Raw genomic sequence first — 16,570 nt, 5'->3', positions numbered from 1 at the left:
ACTACCGGCGCCGGGCGGCCATCGGCAGCCACACCGCGAGGCCGAGCAGCAGCATGGCCAGCGGCACGTGCAGCGGGAGGCCGGCGTCGCCGGCCCGCCCGAGGAAGTACTCGGCGACCAGCAGCAGGAGCAGCAGCGCCGTCCCGATGAGCAGGTCGCGGCGGTGCCGCAGCCAGAGCACCGCGGCGATGGTGGCGATCGCGGCCAGGGTCAGGGTGATCTCGGCGCCGCGCTGGTGCAGCGTGTACCAGGTGCCGCCGTCGGCGTCGGGGCGGAGGAAGAGCCCAGCCCACAGGCCCTGCAGCAGCACGCCGAGCGAGGTCAGCCCGATCAGGGCGCTCCAGATCGGGTTGGGCCGTTCGGTGGCGGTCGCGGTGGTGGCGGTCCGGGTGGTGGTGGGGGAGTCGGAGGCGGCCATGCCCCGATCCTGCCGCAGCCTGCCGACCGGACCGGGGGCCATGAGCCTCCCCCCGAGGAGTGACCGATGGCGCACCATCCGGTGGCGCACCGCGCAGTCGGGGCAGTGGTCGGGTCCGGTCGCAGGGGCCGGACCGTTCCCGGAAGGCACCATGCGCACCTCCTCGCTCCGCACCGCCCTCGTCCTCGCCACCGCAGTCGCCGGCCTGGCGCTCACCGGGTGCTCGTCGGCCGGGGCGCCGGTCGACGAGCAGTCGACGCTGAACCGGGCGGCGGCCGATCTCGCCGCCGCGCAGCGCGCCGCCCTCACCCCGCTGGCCACCCGGGTCGGGCTGCTCACCCGGGCCCAGCGGCGGGCAGTGCTGGCCGGGGACGACGCCACCGCCCGCGCGGTGCGGCAGCAGCTCAGCGCCTACGGCGACCTGGCCGCGGCGGTCGACGGCGCGGCCGACCCGGCCGGGGTGCATGCGGCGGTCGACCAGGCCGGGCTCCCGCTCGCGCCGGACGACTTCCCGGCCGTCGACGGCTTCGTCCTGGCCGGCTGAGCGGCCGGCCAGGACAACTCGGTACAGCGACTGCAACCAGCGTCCCACCCGGGGTGCCCTGACGGTCGCCTGAACGGGTGAAGGGCCGGGTGAACCCGTCACGCTTCGTCCACAGGGCCTTCCCGCCGGAACCCGATCTGCCCTTACAGTCGCTGCACTCTGGTGGCATCTGGGCTGTTCGACGGGGGGATCGTGGCGGTTCTGGGCTCGGCGGTCGACGTCGTCGACGGCGAGGTGCGGGAGCTGATCCGCCGGCGCGGGCTCGACCCGTTCGCCGACCCGGCGCCGGTCCGGGTGCTCGTGCGCGACGTCGTCACCGACTACTCGGAGCGGTCGCTGTCCTCGGCGCTGCCGCCGATCGGTGACCCGGAGAGCGTCGTCCGGGACGTGCTGGACCGGGTGGCCGGCTACGGCCCGCTGCAGCGGTTCCTCGACGACCCGGAGGTCGAGGAGATCTGGGTCAACGAGCCGGGCCGGGTGTTCATCGCGCGGCGGGGCCGGTCGGAGCTGACGACGACGGTGCTGCGCGCCGGGGAGCTGGCCGACCTGGTCGAGCGGATGCTGCGCACCTCGGGTCGCCGGATCGACATGTCGACGCCGTTCGTCGACGCGATGCTGCCCGACGGGTCGCGGCTGCACGTGGTGATCCCCGACGTCACCCGCCGGCACATGGCGGTGAACATCCGCAAGTTCGTGCTGCAGGCGCACAGCCTCGACGAGCTGGTCGCGCTGGGCACCATCACCACCCAGGCCGCGCGGTTCCTGGAGGCGGCGGTCGCCGCCGGGCTGAACATCCTGGTCGCCGGTGGCACGCAGGCGGGGAAGACGACGCTGCTCAACTGCCTGTGCGCGGCGATCCCGGCGCGGGAGCGGGTGGTGACCTGCGAGGAGGTCTTCGAGCTGCGCATCCCGCTGCCCGACGTGGTGGCGATGCAGACCCGGCAGGCCAACCTCGAGGGCGCCGGGGAGATCCCGCTGCGCCGTCTGGTGAAGGAGGCGCTGCGGATGCGGCCCTCCCGGCTGGTGGTCGGCGAGGTGCGCCAGGAGGAGTGCCTCGACCTGCTCATCGCGCTGAACTCCGGCCTGCCGGGCATGTGCACGCTGCACGCCAACAGCGCCCGTGAGGCCGTGGTGAAGATGTGCACGCTGCCGCTGCTGGCGGGGGAGAACATCGGTCACGCGTTCGTCGTCCCCACCGTCGCCTCCAGCGTCGACCTCGTCGTGCACGTCGGCACCGACCCGTCCGGCCAGCGCCGGGTGCGCGAGATCGTGGCCCTGCCCGGCCGGGCCGAGGGCAGCGTGGTCGAGACCGCCGACGTCTTCACCTCCCGCGAGGGCCGGCTGGTGCGCGCCGACGGCTACCCGCCGCACGCCGAGCGGTTCGCGGCCGCGGGCTTCGACCTGGCCGCGCTGCTGGGTGAGGCGTGACCGTCCCCGGTGGGCTGCTCGGGCTGGCGCTCGGCGTCGGCCTGCTGCTCATCTGGCGCTCGGGCCCGCGGGCGCCCGTGCGCCGGCCGGGTCGCGCGCGGTCGGGGCGGCGGCAGCAGCTGCTGGCCGCCGCGGGCCTCACCGGCATCAACGGCGCCCAGCTGGTGGCGCTGCAGGTCGGCCTCGGGCTGGTGACGTCGTTGCTGGTGCTGCTGACCACGGCGACGGTGAGCATCAGCGCGGTCTTCGGCGTCTTCGGCGCGGCGGTGCCGCACCTGCTGGTGCGGCGACTGGCCGCCAAGCGCCGCGCGGACCTGCGCGAGGTGTGGCCCGAGGTGGTCGACAACCTGGCCTCCGGGGTGCGGGCCGGTCTCTCGCTGCCCGAGGCGCTGGGCGCGCTCGCCGTCCGCGGGCCGGAGGTGCTGCGGCCCTTCTTCGCCCGGTTCGCCGCCGACCACCGCTCCAGCGGGCGCTTCACCGACGCACTCGACCGGCTCAAGGACGATCTCGCCGACCCGGTCGGCGACCGGATCGTGGAGACGCTGCGAGTGGCCCGGGAGGTGGGCGGCAGCGACCTGGGCCGGGTGCTGCGCACGCTGGCGGCGTTCCTGCGTGAGGACGCCCGTGCCCGGGCGGAGCTGGAGACCCGGCAGGGCTGGGTGGTGCAGGCCGCGCGGCTCGCGGTGGCCGCCCCCTGGGCCGTGCTGCTCCTGCTCGCCACCCAGCAGCAGACGCTCACCGCCTACGACACCCCGACCGGGATGGTGCTGCTGCTGGTCGGCGGCGCCGTCTGCCTGGTCGCCTACCGGTTGATGAAGCGGATCGGGCGGCTGCCCGAGGACGTCCGGGTGCTCCAGTGAGCGCGGGTCTGCTGGGCATGCTGCTCGGGCTGGCGGCGGCGTCCGGGGTGCTCCTCGCGGTCTCGTTCTCCCCGCCGTTCCGGCAGGTGCGGCTGGTCGACCGGCTCGCGCCCTACGTGCACGACACCCCGGCGCCGTCGCGGCTGCTCGGCACCGCGACCCAGCCCGGCATGCTCACCGCCGCCCGGCGGGTCTTCGGCCCGGTCCTCGCCGACGGGGCCCGGCACGTCGACCGGCTGCTCGGCGGCCGGGTGGCGGTGCGCCGGCGGCTGGACGCCCTCGGTGCGGAGACCACGGTGGAGGACTTCCGGGTCGAGCAGGTCGTCTGGGGCGGGCTCGGCCTGCTCGGTGGCGCGCTGCTGACCCTGGTCGGGTCGGCGCTGGCCGGTTCGGTGAACGTGCTCTCGGCGGTGCTGCTGTGCGTGGCCGGCCTGGTCGGCGGGGTGCTCGGCCGCGACTGGTGGCTCACCCAGCAGGTGCAGCGCCGCGAGGAGCTGCTGCTGGCCGAGTTCCCCGTGGTGGCCGAGCTGCTGGCGCTGGCGGTGACGGCGGGGGAGAGCCCGGTCGCGGCGATCGCCCGGGTCACCCGGCTGTCCGGTGGCGAGCTGGCCCGCGAGCTGGGCGCGGCGCTGGCCCGGGCTCGCGCGGGGACGCCGCTGGTCGAGGCGCTGCAGCAGCTGGCCGACCGCACCTCGCTGGAGGCGCTGGCCCGATTCGTCGACGGCGTCGTCGTCGCCATCGAGCGCGGCACCCCGCTGGCCGATGTGCTGCGCGCGCAGGCCGCCGACGTCCGGGAGGCCGGCAAGCGCCGGTTGCTGGAGGCCGGTGGCCGCAAGGAGATCGCCATGATGGTTCCGGTCGTCTTCCTGGTGCTGCCGGTCACCGTCCTGTTCGCCCTGTACCCGGGCCTGATCAGCATCGTCTCGCTGGCGCAGTGACGCCGGTGACCGAAGAGGAAGGACGACAGATGCGCTTCCACGCGTACCTGACCGCCACGCTCGCCACCCTGGTGGCACGGCTGCAGGACCGGCTGGACGACGGGGATCCCGAGCGGGGCGATGTCCCGGGCTGGGTGATGATCACGGTGATGACCGCGGCCCTGGTGCTGGCGATCCTGGTCCCGTTCCGGGAGGCGATCGTCACCGCGGTGAGCAATGCGCTGTCCTCGGTCACGACCGTTCAGTAGCCACCCGGCCGACGACGGTGAGCGGGGGAGCGCCGTCGTCGACTTCGTGCTGGTCGGGGTGCTGATCCTGGCGCTGCTGCTGGCGGTGCTGCAGGTGGCGGTCTACGTGCACCTGCGCAACGTGGTGGTGGCCAGTGCGGCCGAGGGGGCCCGGTACGCGGCGAACGCTGACGTGCCGGCCGAGGTCGGGGCGGCGCGGGCGGTGGAGGTGATCGCGCGGGCGACGTCGGCGGGGACGGCGGCCGGGCTGGACTGTGCCTCGGTGGAGGAGACCGACGAGACCGGGCTGACGCTGGTGGTCGTCCGGTGCTCGGGGGCGGTGCCGTCGCTGATCGGCGGGCTGGGTGACCTGCTGCCGCTGTCGGTGACCGGCCGCGCGGTCGAGGAGACGCGGTGAGGTGGCTGCGGGCACGGCTGGGGCAGGGCGACGGTGAGCGCGGGTCGGCGATCGTGGAGTTCGTGTTCGTGGCGCTGGTGGTGTTCCTGCCGCTGGTCTACGTGATCGCGGGGTTCTCGGCGGTGCAGCGCGGGGTGTTCGCGGCGAACGCGGCGGCGCGGGAGGCCGGCCGGGCGCTGGCGACGGCGCCGGACCTGGCGACCGGTCAGGCGCGGGCGGAGGCCGCGGTGGCCGTGGCGGTGGCCGACCAGTCGGTGGCGGCGACCGACGTGGTCCTGGCCTATGCGCCGGCGGGCTCCGGGTGCGGGGCGGCGGGCTTGTACACGCCGTCGCTGGTGCCGGGGGAGGAGTTCAGCGTGTGCGTGACGGTGACCGTGCGGGTGCCGCTGCTGCCGGAGTTCATCGACGCCAACACCGCCACCGGCCAGTTCGTCGTCGAACGCGACCGCTACGTCAACGGCTGAGCAGCCCGCCGTTGTGCACTCGTCGTCGGTTCCCGCCCGCCGAACCGACGACCAGCGCACAACGCCGGTGAAACAGCGCGGGCGAGGGCCTCTGGCTTCCTGCGGTGGGTCTTCGACGACCCGGAGGTCGAGGAGATCTGGGTGAACGAGCCGGGCCGGGTGTTCATCGCGCGGCGGGGCCGGTCGGAGCTGACGACGACGGTGCTGCGCGCCGGGGAGCTGGCCGACCTGGTCGAGCGGATGCTGCGCACCTCGGGTCGCCGGATCGACATGTCGACGCCGTTCGTCGACGCGATGCTGCCCGACGGGTCGCGGCTGCACGTGGTGATCCCCGACGTCACCCGCCGGCACATGGCGGTGAACATCCGCAAGTTCGTGCTGCAGGCACACAGCCTGGACGAGACGCGGGGACGACGCGGTTGTCCCCTGCTGCGATGCCCTGCTCGCGGAGGCGATCGGAGCGAATGCCGGTGTCTGGCGCAGCTGGGTCCGGTACGAGCTGGCTCACGGCGCGACGTCCAGCACGGCGCGCGTGACCTCCTCGCCGTCGAGCAGGACGGGGTCGTTGTGGTTGGCGCCGCCGACCTCCACGACCCGCTGCAACCCGGCAGCGGCCTCGGCGACGGCCCGGCTCTGCTCCGGCGGCACGATCGAGTCCGCGCTGCCGTAGACCACGATGGTCGGGACGTCGACTCGGGTGATCTGCTCGGCCACCGGGAAGCGGTCACGCAGCAGCAGCCGCGCCGGCACGACCGGGTAGTGCACGGAGGCGACGGCCGCGAGGTCCTGGAAGGGCGACCGGAGCACCAGCCCGGCCGGCGGGTGCTCAGTGGAGAGCTCCGTGACGACGGCGGCGCCGAGGCTCTCGCCGAAGTAGACCAACCGCTCTGGTGGCACCCCGGCGTCCTTGACCAGGAAGGACCGGGCCGCCCGCACGTCGCGCGCCAGGCCCGCCTCGCTCGGGCTCCCGGGGTTGCCGGCGTAGCCGCGGTAGTCGAACAGCAGCACGGAGAGCCCGGCGTCCTGCAGCCGCCGGGCCAATGGCTCTCGCAGCCCGCGGTGCCCGCCGTTGCCGTTGGCCACCAGCACCGCCGGGGCGTCGGGCTTGGGCTCCGAGAACCACCAGGCGGACAGCTCCAGTCCGTCATCGGTCTCGAGGACGACCTCCTCCGCACCCCGCGGCACAGTCATCGGCGAACCCTGCGGCAGGTAGATCAGCGCCCGCTGGAAGACCCAGAGCAGGCCCATCACCAGCGCGAACAAGGCGACGACGAGTCCCGCCGCCACCAGCACGCCCCGGATCACGGACCGATCCTCCCACCGGGCGGACGGCCCGATGCCGTTACCCGGGGCACCCCAGAGCCTCCACTGGAACCGGGGCGGGACAGGTGGCGGCGACCGACGTGGCGCTCGCGTACGACCGCTACGTCGACGGCTGACCCGCCCGCCGATGTGCACTCGTCGTCGGTTCCGTCCCGCCGAATCGACGATCGGTGCACAGCGCCGGCGGAGCGGGCCGGGAGGGCCCGCCGGCGGGGGTCGCGGATCGCCCGGTCGGCTCGCTACCGTGCGGGGGCAAGGTCGGCGGGGCCGCGCAGCTGCGGAAACAGCCGATGCACCGGGACGAACGCGCAGGAGCGCGACGGCGCCGCCTGCGGGGATGAGGTGGCAGATGAACCGGTACGCGACGACCGTCCTGGCCGCGCTGATCGCGATCGCGACGGTGCTGGTCCCGGGGTCGGGCACCGCCCAGGCGGTGGAACGGACGATCACCTACACCGTCTCCACGCGCGGCGCGGTCGCCGGCGACCTCGGCCACTTCTCCGCCGTGGCGGCCGACACGCTCGCCGACAGCCGCGGCTGGAGCCTCGGCGGCACGCTCGCCTTCCAGGAGGTGCCCTCCGGCGCCGACTTCGACCTCGTCCTCGCCTCCCCGGCCGTGGTCGGGAACGCCGCTCCCGGCTGCAGCAGCACCTGGAGCTGCCGGGTCGGCAGGACCGTCTACATCAACGACGAGCGGTGGCGGCTGGCCACCAGCTCCTGGACGCTCGGGCTCCCGCTGTACCAGCAGTACGTGATCATCCACGAGGTCGGGCACTGGCTCGGCCTCGGCCACCGGGACTGCCCGGGCGGGGGCCAGACGGCGCCGGTGATGCAGCAGCAGTCCATCTCGCTGCAGGGCTGCCGGGCCAACGTCTGGCCGCGGATCGCCGAACGGGAGCAGGCGGGGCGCACCCAGGGCGTGTCGGTGAACTGGTCGGCGGTCGAGCAGTTGTACCGGGCGCTGGGTCAGGCCGGCGGTCTGCTCGGGCCCCCGGTGACCTGGGAGCAGCCGACCCCCGACGAGTTCGGCCGGTACCAGCACTACGCCGGCCGCGGCGGCGCCTCGATCTACTGGACCCCGGACACCGGCGCACACGAGATCTACGGCGCCATCCGCCACCGCTGGACGCAGCTGGCCTGGGAGCAGGGGCCGCTGGGCTACCCGGTGACCGGCGAGCTGACCACCCCCGACGGCGTCGGCCGCTACAACCACTTCACCGGGAACGGCAACGGGGGCGGGTCGATCTACTGGACCCCGGACATCGGCGCGCACGAGATCTACGGCGCCATCCGCACCCGCTGGGCCGAGCTGAACTGGGAGCAGGGCCCGCTGGGCTACCCGGTGACCGGCGAGCTGACCACTCCCGACGGCGTCGGCCGCTACAACCACTTCACCGGCAGCGGCGGCGGGTCGATCTACTGGACCCCCGGCACGGGAGCGCACGAGGTCTACGGCGGCATCCGCGCCCGCTGGGCCGAGCTGAACTGGGAGCAGGGGCCGCTGGGTTACCCGGTGAGCGGGGAGTACGACGTCGACGGCGGACGCCGCAGCGACTTCCAGGGCGGGTCCATCGTGTGGAACCGGGCCACGGGCACCACCGAGGTGCTGCGGGACTGACCAGCGGCGTCCGGGAAAGCGGTCGCGCGGGAGCAGGCCTCGCTCGTAGGGTCCGGCGCGAGCGGACCGACGACGAGGACCGACGACCGGGGAGCAGCGACATGGGTGGCAGCGGCGACATCTCCGGGTGAACCCCGGGATGTGCCCGGCCGGCGCGGAACCGCGCAGCGGCCGGAGCTCCGTCGTCCTCGTCCACCGCCGGGCCGCTCCGCGCGCCCGCGTCCCCGCAGGGGTCCCGCATGCCCTCCGTCATCTGCTCCGCCCTGTCCTTCAGCTGGCCCGACGGCACCCCCGTCCTCAGCGATCTCTCCTTCGGCGTGGGCCCCGGCCGGACCGGCCTCGTCGCGCCCAACGGTGCGGGGAAGAGCACCCTGCTCAGGCTGATCGCCGGTGAGCTCCGGCCCGCCGCCGGCACCGTCACCGTCGACGGCGTTCTCGGCCACCTGCCCCAGTCGCTACCGCTGGCCGGTGACCTGACCGTCGCCGAGGCCCTCGGCGTGGCGCCGGTGCTGCGTGCTCTGGCCGCGATCGAGTCCGGCGACGCCGCGCACGAGCACTTCGCCACCATCGGCACCGACTGGGACGTCGAGGAGCGCAGCCGGGCTCAGCTCGACCGGCTCGGTCTCGGCGGGATCGCGCTCGACCACCGGCTCGACACCCTCAGCGGCGGGCAGGTGGTCACGCTCGGCCTGGCCGCGCAGCTGCTCACGCGCCCCGACGTCCTGCTGCTCGACGAGCCGACCAACAACCTGGACGGCGGCGCGCGGCGCAGCCTGCACGCCGCGCTCGACGAGTTCCCCGGCTGCCTGCTCGTGGTCAGCCACGACCGGGCGCTGCTCGACCGGATGAACCGCATCGCCGAGCTCGACCGCGGTGAGCTGCGCATCCACGGCGGCGGCTTCACCGACTGGGAGGCCGCCGTGCGCGCCGAGCAGGAGGCGGTGCAGCGCGACGTCCGCACCGCCGAGCAGCAGGTCAAGCGGGAGAAGCGGGACAGGCAGCTGGCCCGGGAGCGGGCGCAGAAGAAGTCCGGCAACGCCGCCCGCACCGTCAAGGACGCCGGGCTGCCGAAGATCGTCATCGGCGCGATGAAGCGGAGCGCCCAGGAGTCGGCGGGCAGGGCCGACGACGTGCACGCCGCCCGGCTCGACGGCGCCCGCAGCCGGCTGGCGGAGGCCGAGCGCGCGCTGCGGGGCGACCAGGCGATCGTGCTCGAGCTGCCCGGCACCGCGGTGCCGGCCGGGCGCACCGTGTTCGCCGGCGAGGGTCTGCAGCTGCGGCTGGGGGAGCGGGCGCTGTTCGCCGAGGACGGCGTGCACCTCACCATCCGTGGCCCGGAGCGGATCGCGCTGACCGGCGCGAACGGCGCCGGGAAGTCCTCGCTGCTGCGGCTGCTGACCGGCGACCTGCCGCCCGACGCCGGGGAGCTGCGGCGGGCCGACGGCCGGGTCGCCCACCTCTCCCAGCGACTGGACCTGCTCGATCCCGACCGCACCGTCGCCGAGGCGCTGGCCGACGCGGCGCCCGAGATGCCGGCGGCGGAGCGGATGAACCTGCTGGCCCGCTACCTGTTCCGTGGCAGCCGGGCCCACCTGCCGGTGCGGGCGCTGTCCGGCGGCGAACGGCTGCGGGCGACGCTGGCCTGCGTGCTGCACGCGGACCCGGCACCGCAGCTGCTGCTGCTCGACGAGCCGACCAACAACCTCGACCTGGTCAGCGTCGGCCAGCTGGTGTCGGCGCTCGCCGCCTACCGGGGGGCGTTCGTGGTGGTGAGCCACGACGAGCGGTTCCTCGCCGAGCTCGGCATCGACCGGTGGCTGCAGCTCGCCGACGGCCGGCTGCGGGAGTCCGCCGCCCCCGCCTGACCTGCCCGCCGTCGTGCGCTCGTCGTCGGTCCCGGCCCGGCGAACCGACGATCAGCGCACAACGGGGAAGGAAGGAGCGGTCAGCCGGCGATGCGGGCGCACTCGGCGCAGCGGTCGGTGCCGGCGAAGGCGAGCCAGTCCTGGTCGGCGACGGCGGACACCAGCACGCCGCAGACCGACTGGTCCAGGCCGTCGACCACCGGGCGGGCGACGGCGTGGGTGACCTGGTCGCTGCTGCGGGGGTCGTGCGCCGTGGAGGCCACGTGGGTGGCGGTGAGGTCGGTTCCGATCATGGAGAGGCTCGCCGTCATGGCGGTGAGCCTGCCGGACGAACATGACGATCTGACGTCGGTTCGGCGTTGATCGCGCGATGGCTCGTCACACCGGCCCACCACCGACGGGGATCGACGCGTCGGCGGCGGTCACCGGGGGTAGTAACCCGCCAGCCCGCGCCGAGGGCGCAGCCGCCACCGCCTCCCGGGAGGTCCACTCATGACCCGCTCCATCCGCGTCTCCACGCGCAACGGCCACCCGCTGGCCAGCCACAACGGTCCCGACCAGGGGACGAGCCCCAAGCGGGACACCGCCGCCCACGGCGATCCCGCCGACGTATCCGGCGAGGATGCCGGCGAGTCGAACGCACCCGAGGTCCGGGGGCTCTTCCAGCGGCACAGCTGGCTGATCCCGGCCACCACCGTTCTCGCCATCATCGCGGCGTTCACGCTGATGATCGTGCTCACCGCGATGGCCGGCGGCATGTCCTCGTTCGGCGGTTGAGCGGTCAGCGCCGCACGGCGTCCAGGTAGCGCAGCACCGCGCTGACCCGCCGGTCGGTGGCGTCGGTCGGCGGCAGGTCGAGCTTGGCGAAGATGTTCCGGATGTGCTTGTGCACCGCTCCGTCGGTGACCACCAGCCGGGCGGCGATCGTCGCGTTCCCCAGCCCCTCGGCCATCAGCGCCAGCACCTCCCGTTCGCGCACACTCAGCCGGTCCAGCCCGGCGTCCGGCCGGGAGCGGGTGAGCAGCTGGGCCACCACCTCCGGGTCGATCGCCGTCCCGCCCCCGGCCACCCGGTGCAGCGCGCCGAGGAACTCCTCCACCCGGCCCACCCGCTCCTTCAGCAGGTAGCCCAGCCGGCGCGCCCCGCCGGCGAGCAGCTCGGTGGCGAAGGCCTGCTCCACGTACGCCGACAGCACCAGCACCGCCAGCTCAGGCTGCCGGCGCCGTGCCTCGACCGCGGCCACCACGCCCTCGTCGGTGTGCGTCGGCGGCATCCGGACGTCGACGATCGCGACGTCCGGCCGGTGCGCGTCGACCGCGGCCAGGAACTCCGCCGGGTCGCCCGCGGTGGCCACCACGTCCAGCGACTCGGCGCGCAGCAGCAGCGCCAGCCCCTCCCGCAGCAGCGCGTCGTCCTCGGCGATCACGATCCGCACGGCAGCTCCACCTCCAACGTCGTCGGCCCGCCCGGCGGGCTGTCCACGGTCAGCACCCCGTCGTGCGCCTCCACCCGCCGGCGCACGCCGGCCAGCCCCGAACTCCCGCCCCCGGCAGCGCCGCCCTCGACGGCGCCGCCGTGCCCGTCGTCGGTGACCGCCAGCCGGAGCCGGTCGCCGATCCGGCGCACCGTCACCCGCACCGCGGTGGCGCCGCTGTGCCGGGCCACGTTGGTCAGCGCCTCGGCCACCACGAACCACGCGGTGGCCTCCACCGACGCCGGGCACCGGCCCGGCACGTCGACGTCGACCGTGCACGGGACCGGGCTCGACGCCGCCAGCCCGCTCAGCGCCCCGGCCAGCCCGCGGTCGACCAGCACCGGCGGCAGGATGCCCCGGGCCACCGACCGCAGCTCGGCCAGCGCCTGCTCGGCGGCGTCCTGCGCCCGCTCCAGCAGGTCCTCGGCGCCACCCGGGTCCCGGTCCAGCGACCGCCGCGCCGCCCCGAGCAGCACGGTGACCGCGACCAGCCGGTTCTGCGTGCCGTCGTGCAGCGACCGCTCGATCCGCCGGAGCTCCGCCACGTGCGCGTCCAGCGCCGCGGCCCGGGTGGTGGTCAGCTCGGCCACCCGCAGCGACAGATCGGTACCCGGCGGCGGCCCCAGCAGCCGCCGTCCGGCCCGGTTCTGCAGCCGGGCCATCCCCGGGGTCGCGCCGACGGTCAGCGCCGCGAACCCCAGGCCCAGCAGCGACACCGCGACGGCGTCGGCCCAGCTGGACACCGGCCACCACCACGGCGAGCCGAACTCCTCGGGCGCCAGCGCACGCCAGTACAGCGGGTAGGTGAGGTCGCGCACCGCGTAGATCGGCAGCGCGATGCCGATCAGGTCGAAGAGCAGCCCCAGGGTGCCGTGGACGGCGACCCAGGCCAGGTCGCGGTGGACGGCGGGGTCGGCGACCGCCGCGCGCCAGGACGACGGCACCGGCCCCGGACCCAGCACGTCCGGGCCCCAGCGGCTCAGCCGGGCCCGTTCCTGGTCGGCGAGCCGGCGCACCACCCGCAGCGCAGCCGGCACCAGGAAGAGCCCCACCCCGACCAGCGACAGCGCGGCGACCACCAGCAGCCACAGCAGCAGGCAGAACGCCAGCAGCGCCGTCCCGAGGCCGCCGCCTATCTGCTCCAGCGCGGCCAGCACCGACCGGCCGCCGCCCCAGCGGGTGCGGGTGGACGGCGGGGGTGGCACGGCCCAGACGCTAGGGCGGCGAGGACCTCACGTCACGCGGATGCGCCCAGGAGTACAGCAGGCTGTACCTCCAAGAGGGCAGGTCAGGGGATCGAAGCCGGGCCGGTGCCGGACGAACCTCGAGGGGACACCACACCCCCAGGAGGACCCCGTGCCCGACCCCTACCGCCTCGACGACCGGCCCCACCCGCAGACGCAGCCCCGGCCGGCCCCGTCGTCGTCCACCGAGCCCGCCACCAACCCCGTGCGTGCCCTGCTGTGGGTGCTGCTCGCGCTCAGCGTCGCCGGCAACAGCCTGGCCTCGCTCGGGGTGCTGCCGCTGGCCCTCAACATCGCCTTCGGGCTGGTCACTGCGGCCTGCGTCGCCGGGCTGGTCGTCGACCACCTCCGCCGGCGATGAGCGCCTCCCTGACCGCGCCCGGTGACCGGCGCGCGGAGCTGCCGGAGCCCGCCGTGGTCCTCCGCTCGGTGAGCAAGGTCCACCCCGGCGGCGTCCGCGCCCTCGACGACGTCTCCCTCACCGTGCGGCGCGGCACCTTCCTCGCCGTCATGGGCCCCTCCGGCTCGGGCAAGAGCACGCTGCTGCACTGCGCCGCGGGGCTGGACACCCCCACCGACGGCGAGGTGCTGCTGGCCGGTGCGGAGATCGGCCGGCTGGACGAGGCCCGCCGCACCGAGCTGCGCCGGGACCGGATCGGCTTCGTCTTCCAGTCCTACAACCTGCTGCCGGCGCTCACCGTCGCCGACAACGTCACCCTCCCGCTGCGGCTGGCCGGTGCCCCGCTGAAGCGCGACTGGGTGCGGTACCTGCTGGACCGGGTCGGGCTCGGTCAGCACCTCGACCGCCGCCCGTCCGAGCTCTCCGGCGGCCAGCAGCAGCGGGCCGCGATCGCCCGGGCCCTGGTCGCCCGGCCCGCCGTCGTCTTCGCCGACGAGCCCACCGGCGCACTGGACCGGGCCAGCGCCGCCGGCGTCCTGGGGCTGCTCCGCGAGCTGGTCGACGAGCTGCAGCAGACCGTCGTCATGGTCACCCACGACCCGGCCGCCGCCGCCGAGGCCGACCGCACCGTGGTCATGGCCGACGGCCGGATCGTCGACACCCTCGACTGGCCGACCGCGTCGGCCCTGGCCGCGCGCCTGGTCGCGCTCGGGGAGGGCTGAGCCGTGCTGAGCCTCGCCCTGGCGATGGCCCGCCGCCGGCTCGCCGCGCTCGTCGCGGTCTTCTGCGCGGTGCTCGGTGCCGCCGCGATCGTCACCGGCACCGGCGTCCTGATGGAGTCCGGGCTGCGGTCGGACCTGTCCGCCGGCCGGCTCGCCGGGGCCGACGTCCTCGTCTCCGCCGACCAGACCGTGCGGCCGCCGGAGGACCTGCCGATCGCCCTCCCCGAGCGCGCCCCGCTGCCCGCCGACCTGGCCGGCCGGCTCGGCGACCTGCCCGGGGTCACCGCCGTCGCCACCGACGTCAGCTTCCCCGCCGCGCTGCTGACCGGCGACGACGCAGTCGTCGGTGCCGGCGACCCGGCGCAGGGTGGGCACGGCTGGTCCTCCGTGGGCCTGCTGCCCGGCGCCGAGGTGACCGGTGCCGCACCCGACGGCCCCGGTGAGGTGGCGCTCGGTGCCGACCTCGCCGAGGCGGCCGGGTTGGCCCCCGGCGACCCGGCCCGGGTGGTGGTCGACGGCGGCCGCCCGGTCGGCGTCCGCGTCACCGCCGTGGTGCAGCCCGACGGCGCGGGCATCCTGCTCGCGGACGACGCCGCCGCGATGCTGCGTGGCGACGGCCCGCGGGCCGGCACCGTCGACCTGATCGGCCTGCAGGTCGAGCCCGGCACCGCCGACGACGTGGCCGCGGCCGCCCGCCGGCTCGTGGCGCCGCAGGGGTTCGAGGTCGCCACCGGCGACGCCCGCGGCGAGCTGGTGCAGCCCGAGGCGGCCGCCGGTCGCTCGCTGCTCGTCGTCCTGGCCGGCTCGCTGGCCGGGGTGCCGCTGCTGGTCGTCGGGTTCATCGTCGCCGGGGCGCTCAGCGTGAGCATCGCCGGTCAGCGCCGGGAACTGGCGCTGCTGCGCGCCGTCGGCACCACACCGCGTCAGGTGCGCCGGTTGGTCGCCGCCCAGGCGTCCCTGGTCGGCGCCGTCGCCGCCGTCCCGGGGCTCGCGGTGGGGTACTGGCTGGCCGGCCAGCTGCGCCGGTTGCTGGTGCACCTGGGCATGCTGCCGGCCGAGCTGCCGCTGACGGTCTCCCCGCTGCCCGCGCTGGCCGCGGTGCTGCTGGTGCTCGCCGTCGTCCAGGTCGCCGCCCGCTCGGCCGCCTGGCGGGTCTCCCGGGAGCCGGTGACCGCCGCTCTCGGCGAGTCGCGCACCGGACCGAAGACGCCGTCGCGGACCCGCACCGTGGCCGGCCTGGCGCTGCTCGCGGCCGCCGTCCCGCTGGCGGTGGCCCCGCTGCTGGACCGCTCGGTGCTCGGCGCAGCCGGCACCTCGCTGGCCGGCATCGTCGCCGCCATCGGCCTGGCGCTGGCCGGCCCCGCGCTGCTGCGCGCGGTCACCGGCCGGGTCGTCCGGGTGCTGCCCGCGCGGATGTCCGCGCCGAGCTGGCTGGCGGTGGCGAACCTGCACGGCTACGCGCTGCGCTCGGCCGGGGCGATCACCACGCTGGCGATGGCGGTGGTCTTCACGCTGACCTACGCCTTCTCCCAGACCACCGTCAGCGGGGCGGCCGGGCAGCAGGCCGTGGCCGGCACCCGGGCCGACACCGCCGTCGTCGCACCGGCCCTGGGCGGGGTGCCCGCGGACCTCGCCACCTCGGTGGCGGCCGTGCCCGGGGTGGAGGCCGCGGCGCCGGTGAGCGCCACCACCGTCCTGTTCGGCACCCGCCTGCTGGGCGACGTGACCGTCGAGCCCGAGTCCGCGCTCGTGCTCACCCCGGACGCCGCCGGGGTGCTCGACCTGGGGGTGCGGGAGGGCGACCTGGCCGACCTGCGGGGCGAGACGGTCGCGGTCGGCCGCGGGGTCGCCGAGGTGGGCGAGGAGCTGCCGCTGATGCTCGGCGACGGCACGGACGTCGAGGCCCGGGTGGTCGCCGTCTACGACCGCGACCTCGGGTTCGGCGGGCTCGCGCTGTCGGCGGACCTGGTCGCCGGGCACCGCACCACCGACCTGGCCGACCAGGTGCTGGTGCGCACCGACGGCAGCTCGGGGACCGCCGACCGGCTCGCGGCGCTGACCGGCGAGCATCCCGGCGTCGTGCTGGACGACGCGGCGGCCGGGACCGAGCAGGGCGTGCCGCCGGAGGTGTGGCTGAACATCGCCGTCCTCGGGGTGCTGCTGGGCTACGTGCTGCTGGGCATCGCCAACGGGCTGGTCGCCGCCACCGCCCACCGCGCCGACGAGCTGGCCGCGCTCCGGCTGACCGGCACCACGCCGGCGCAGGTGCGCGCGATGATGCGCCGGGAGGCCGGGCTGATGACGTTCGCGGCGGTCGCGGCGGGGCTGGTGGTCTCCGCCCTCCCGCTGGCGCTGCTCGGCATCGGCTTCCTCGGCCACCCCTGGCCCGCCGGGCCCTGGTGGCTGCTGCCGGTGACCGCCGCCGTCGTCGCCGCGGTCGCGTTCGCCGCGATCGAGGTGCCCACCCGCGTCGCGCTGCGCACCCCGCCGACGGCGGCCCTGGCGAGCGCGGGATGACCGGGCCCAAAGCCCCCGGCGGGAGGTCCCTCGGGCCCTCCTGCCGGGGGTGGGGCGCTCCTAGCGTCGGGGACGGGTCCAGCGGGGACCCGGTCCGGGCGCCGAGCGAC

General features: G+C 75.6%; 18 protein-coding genes. 13 read left to right on the top strand and 5 right to left on the bottom strand.

Annotated features, from left to right (window positions below; all coding sequences use genetic code 11):
* Position 1: 1 nt before the first annotated feature.
* Positions 2-418, bottom strand: a complete 417-nt coding sequence (locus ACI79U_RS05960; RefSeq protein ID WP_457066116.1) for a hypothetical protein — start codon at positions 416-418, stop codon at positions 2-4.
* 151 nt (positions 419-569) lie between these two features.
* On the opposite strand from ACI79U_RS05960, the gene ACI79U_RS05955 reads away from it, so the two are divergent.
* The 7 genes from ACI79U_RS05955 (at position 570) to ACI79U_RS05925 (ending at position 5,297) form a co-directional block, all read left to right on the top strand.
* Positions 570-962, top strand: coding sequence for a hypothetical protein (locus tag ACI79U_RS05955; RefSeq protein WP_457066118.1), 393 nt, complete (start codon positions 570-572; stop codon positions 960-962).
* 192 nt (positions 963-1,154) lie between these two features.
* Positions 1,155-2,390, top strand: coding sequence for a CpaF family protein (locus tag ACI79U_RS05950; protein ID WP_457072784.1), 1,236 nt, complete (start codon positions 1,155-1,157; stop codon positions 2,388-2,390).
* Complete coding sequence (locus ACI79U_RS05945; RefSeq protein WP_457066122.1) at positions 2,387-3,250, top strand: type II secretion system F family protein; 864 nt, start codon at positions 2,387-2,389, stop codon at positions 3,248-3,250. Before ACI79U_RS05950 ends, ACI79U_RS05945 begins: the two co-directional genes overlap by 4 nt.
* Complete coding sequence (locus tag ACI79U_RS05940; RefSeq protein ID WP_457066124.1) at positions 3,247-4,188, top strand: type II secretion system F family protein; 942 nt, start codon at positions 3,247-3,249, stop codon at positions 4,186-4,188. The genes ACI79U_RS05945 and ACI79U_RS05940 overlap by 4 nt, the downstream gene beginning before the upstream one ends.
* A 29-nt stretch (positions 4,189-4,217) precedes the next feature.
* Complete coding sequence (locus ACI79U_RS05935; protein WP_457066125.1) at positions 4,218-4,436, top strand: hypothetical protein; 219 nt, start codon at positions 4,218-4,220, stop codon at positions 4,434-4,436.
* Positions 4,405-4,833, top strand: coding sequence for a TadE/TadG family type IV pilus assembly protein (locus ACI79U_RS05930; protein WP_457066127.1), 429 nt, complete (start codon positions 4,405-4,407; stop codon positions 4,831-4,833). The genes ACI79U_RS05935 and ACI79U_RS05930 overlap by 32 nt, the downstream gene beginning before the upstream one ends.
* On the top strand, positions 4,830-5,297 hold the full coding sequence (locus ACI79U_RS05925) for a hypothetical protein (RefSeq protein WP_457066129.1): 468 nt from the start codon (positions 4,830-4,832) through the stop codon (positions 5,295-5,297). Before ACI79U_RS05930 ends, ACI79U_RS05925 begins: the two co-directional genes overlap by 4 nt.
* A 504-nt stretch (positions 5,298-5,801) precedes the next feature.
* Here the strand turns inward: ACI79U_RS05925 and ACI79U_RS05920 are convergent.
* Entirely contained in the window at positions 5,802-6,602 is an 801-nt protein-coding gene (locus ACI79U_RS05920) for an alpha/beta hydrolase (RefSeq protein WP_457066131.1), read from the bottom strand.
* A gap of 367 nt (positions 6,603-6,969) precedes the next feature.
* Here ACI79U_RS05920 and ACI79U_RS05915 point away from each other — a divergent pair, with 367 nt between their 5' ends.
* Both ACI79U_RS05915 and ACI79U_RS05910 read left to right on the top strand, forming a co-directional pair.
* Positions 6,970-8,238 carry a DUF3152 domain-containing protein gene (locus ACI79U_RS05915; protein ID WP_457072611.1) on the top strand — a complete coding sequence of 423 codons (1,269 nt, stop codon included), beginning with the start codon at positions 6,970-6,972 and terminating at the stop codon, positions 8,236-8,238.
* A 239-nt stretch (positions 8,239-8,477) separates the two neighbouring features.
* Complete coding sequence (locus ACI79U_RS05910) at positions 8,478-10,103, top strand: ABC-F family ATP-binding cassette domain-containing protein (RefSeq protein ID WP_457066135.1); 1,626 nt, start codon at positions 8,478-8,480, stop codon at positions 10,101-10,103.
* 80 nt (positions 10,104-10,183) lie between these two features.
* On the opposite strand, the gene ACI79U_RS05905 is transcribed toward ACI79U_RS05910, so the two are convergent.
* Positions 10,184-10,396, bottom strand: coding sequence for a hypothetical protein (locus ACI79U_RS05905; RefSeq protein WP_457066137.1), 213 nt, complete (start codon positions 10,394-10,396; stop codon positions 10,184-10,186).
* A gap of 199 nt (positions 10,397-10,595) precedes the next feature.
* Here ACI79U_RS05905 and ACI79U_RS05900 point away from each other — a divergent pair, with 199 nt between their 5' ends.
* Entirely contained in the window at positions 10,596-10,880 is a 285-nt protein-coding gene (locus tag ACI79U_RS05900) for a hypothetical protein (RefSeq protein WP_457066139.1), read from the top strand.
* A gap of 4 nt (positions 10,881-10,884) precedes the next feature.
* Here ACI79U_RS05900 and ACI79U_RS05895 read toward each other — a convergent pair whose 3' ends face one another.
* Together ACI79U_RS05895 and ACI79U_RS05890 are read right to left on the bottom strand one after the other, a co-directional pair.
* Positions 10,885-11,538: a response regulator gene (locus ACI79U_RS05895; RefSeq protein WP_457066141.1), complete on the bottom strand. Its 654-nt coding sequence runs from the start codon at positions 11,536-11,538 to the stop codon at positions 10,885-10,887.
* On the bottom strand, positions 11,526-12,782 hold the full coding sequence (locus tag ACI79U_RS05890; RefSeq protein ID WP_457066143.1) for a sensor histidine kinase: 1,257 nt from the start codon (positions 12,780-12,782) through the stop codon (positions 11,526-11,528). Before ACI79U_RS05890 ends, ACI79U_RS05895 begins: the two co-directional genes overlap by 13 nt.
* Before the next feature lie 151 nt (positions 12,783-12,933).
* Between ACI79U_RS05890 and ACI79U_RS05885 the strand changes: the two genes are divergently transcribed.
* Genes ACI79U_RS05885 through ACI79U_RS05875 form a run of 3 tightly spaced genes read left to right on the top strand, consistent with a single transcriptional unit; the run spans position 12,934 to position 16,460 of the window.
* Entirely contained in the window at positions 12,934-13,182 is a 249-nt protein-coding gene (locus tag ACI79U_RS05885) for a hypothetical protein (protein WP_457066145.1), read from the top strand.
* Positions 13,179-13,943, top strand: coding sequence for an ABC transporter ATP-binding protein (locus ACI79U_RS05880; protein WP_457066147.1), 765 nt, complete (start codon positions 13,179-13,181; stop codon positions 13,941-13,943). The genes ACI79U_RS05885 and ACI79U_RS05880 overlap by 4 nt, the downstream gene beginning before the upstream one ends.
* Positions 13,944-13,946: 3 nt before the next feature.
* Positions 13,947-16,460, top strand: a complete 2,514-nt coding sequence (locus tag ACI79U_RS05875) for an FtsX-like permease family protein (protein ID WP_457066149.1) — start codon at positions 13,947-13,949, stop codon at positions 16,458-16,460.
* Positions 16,461-16,570 lie beyond the last annotated feature (110 nt).

The organism is Modestobacter sp. SYSU DS0904, from assembly GCF_054051115.1.
This window is presented reverse-complemented; position numbering and strand designations above follow the sequence as displayed.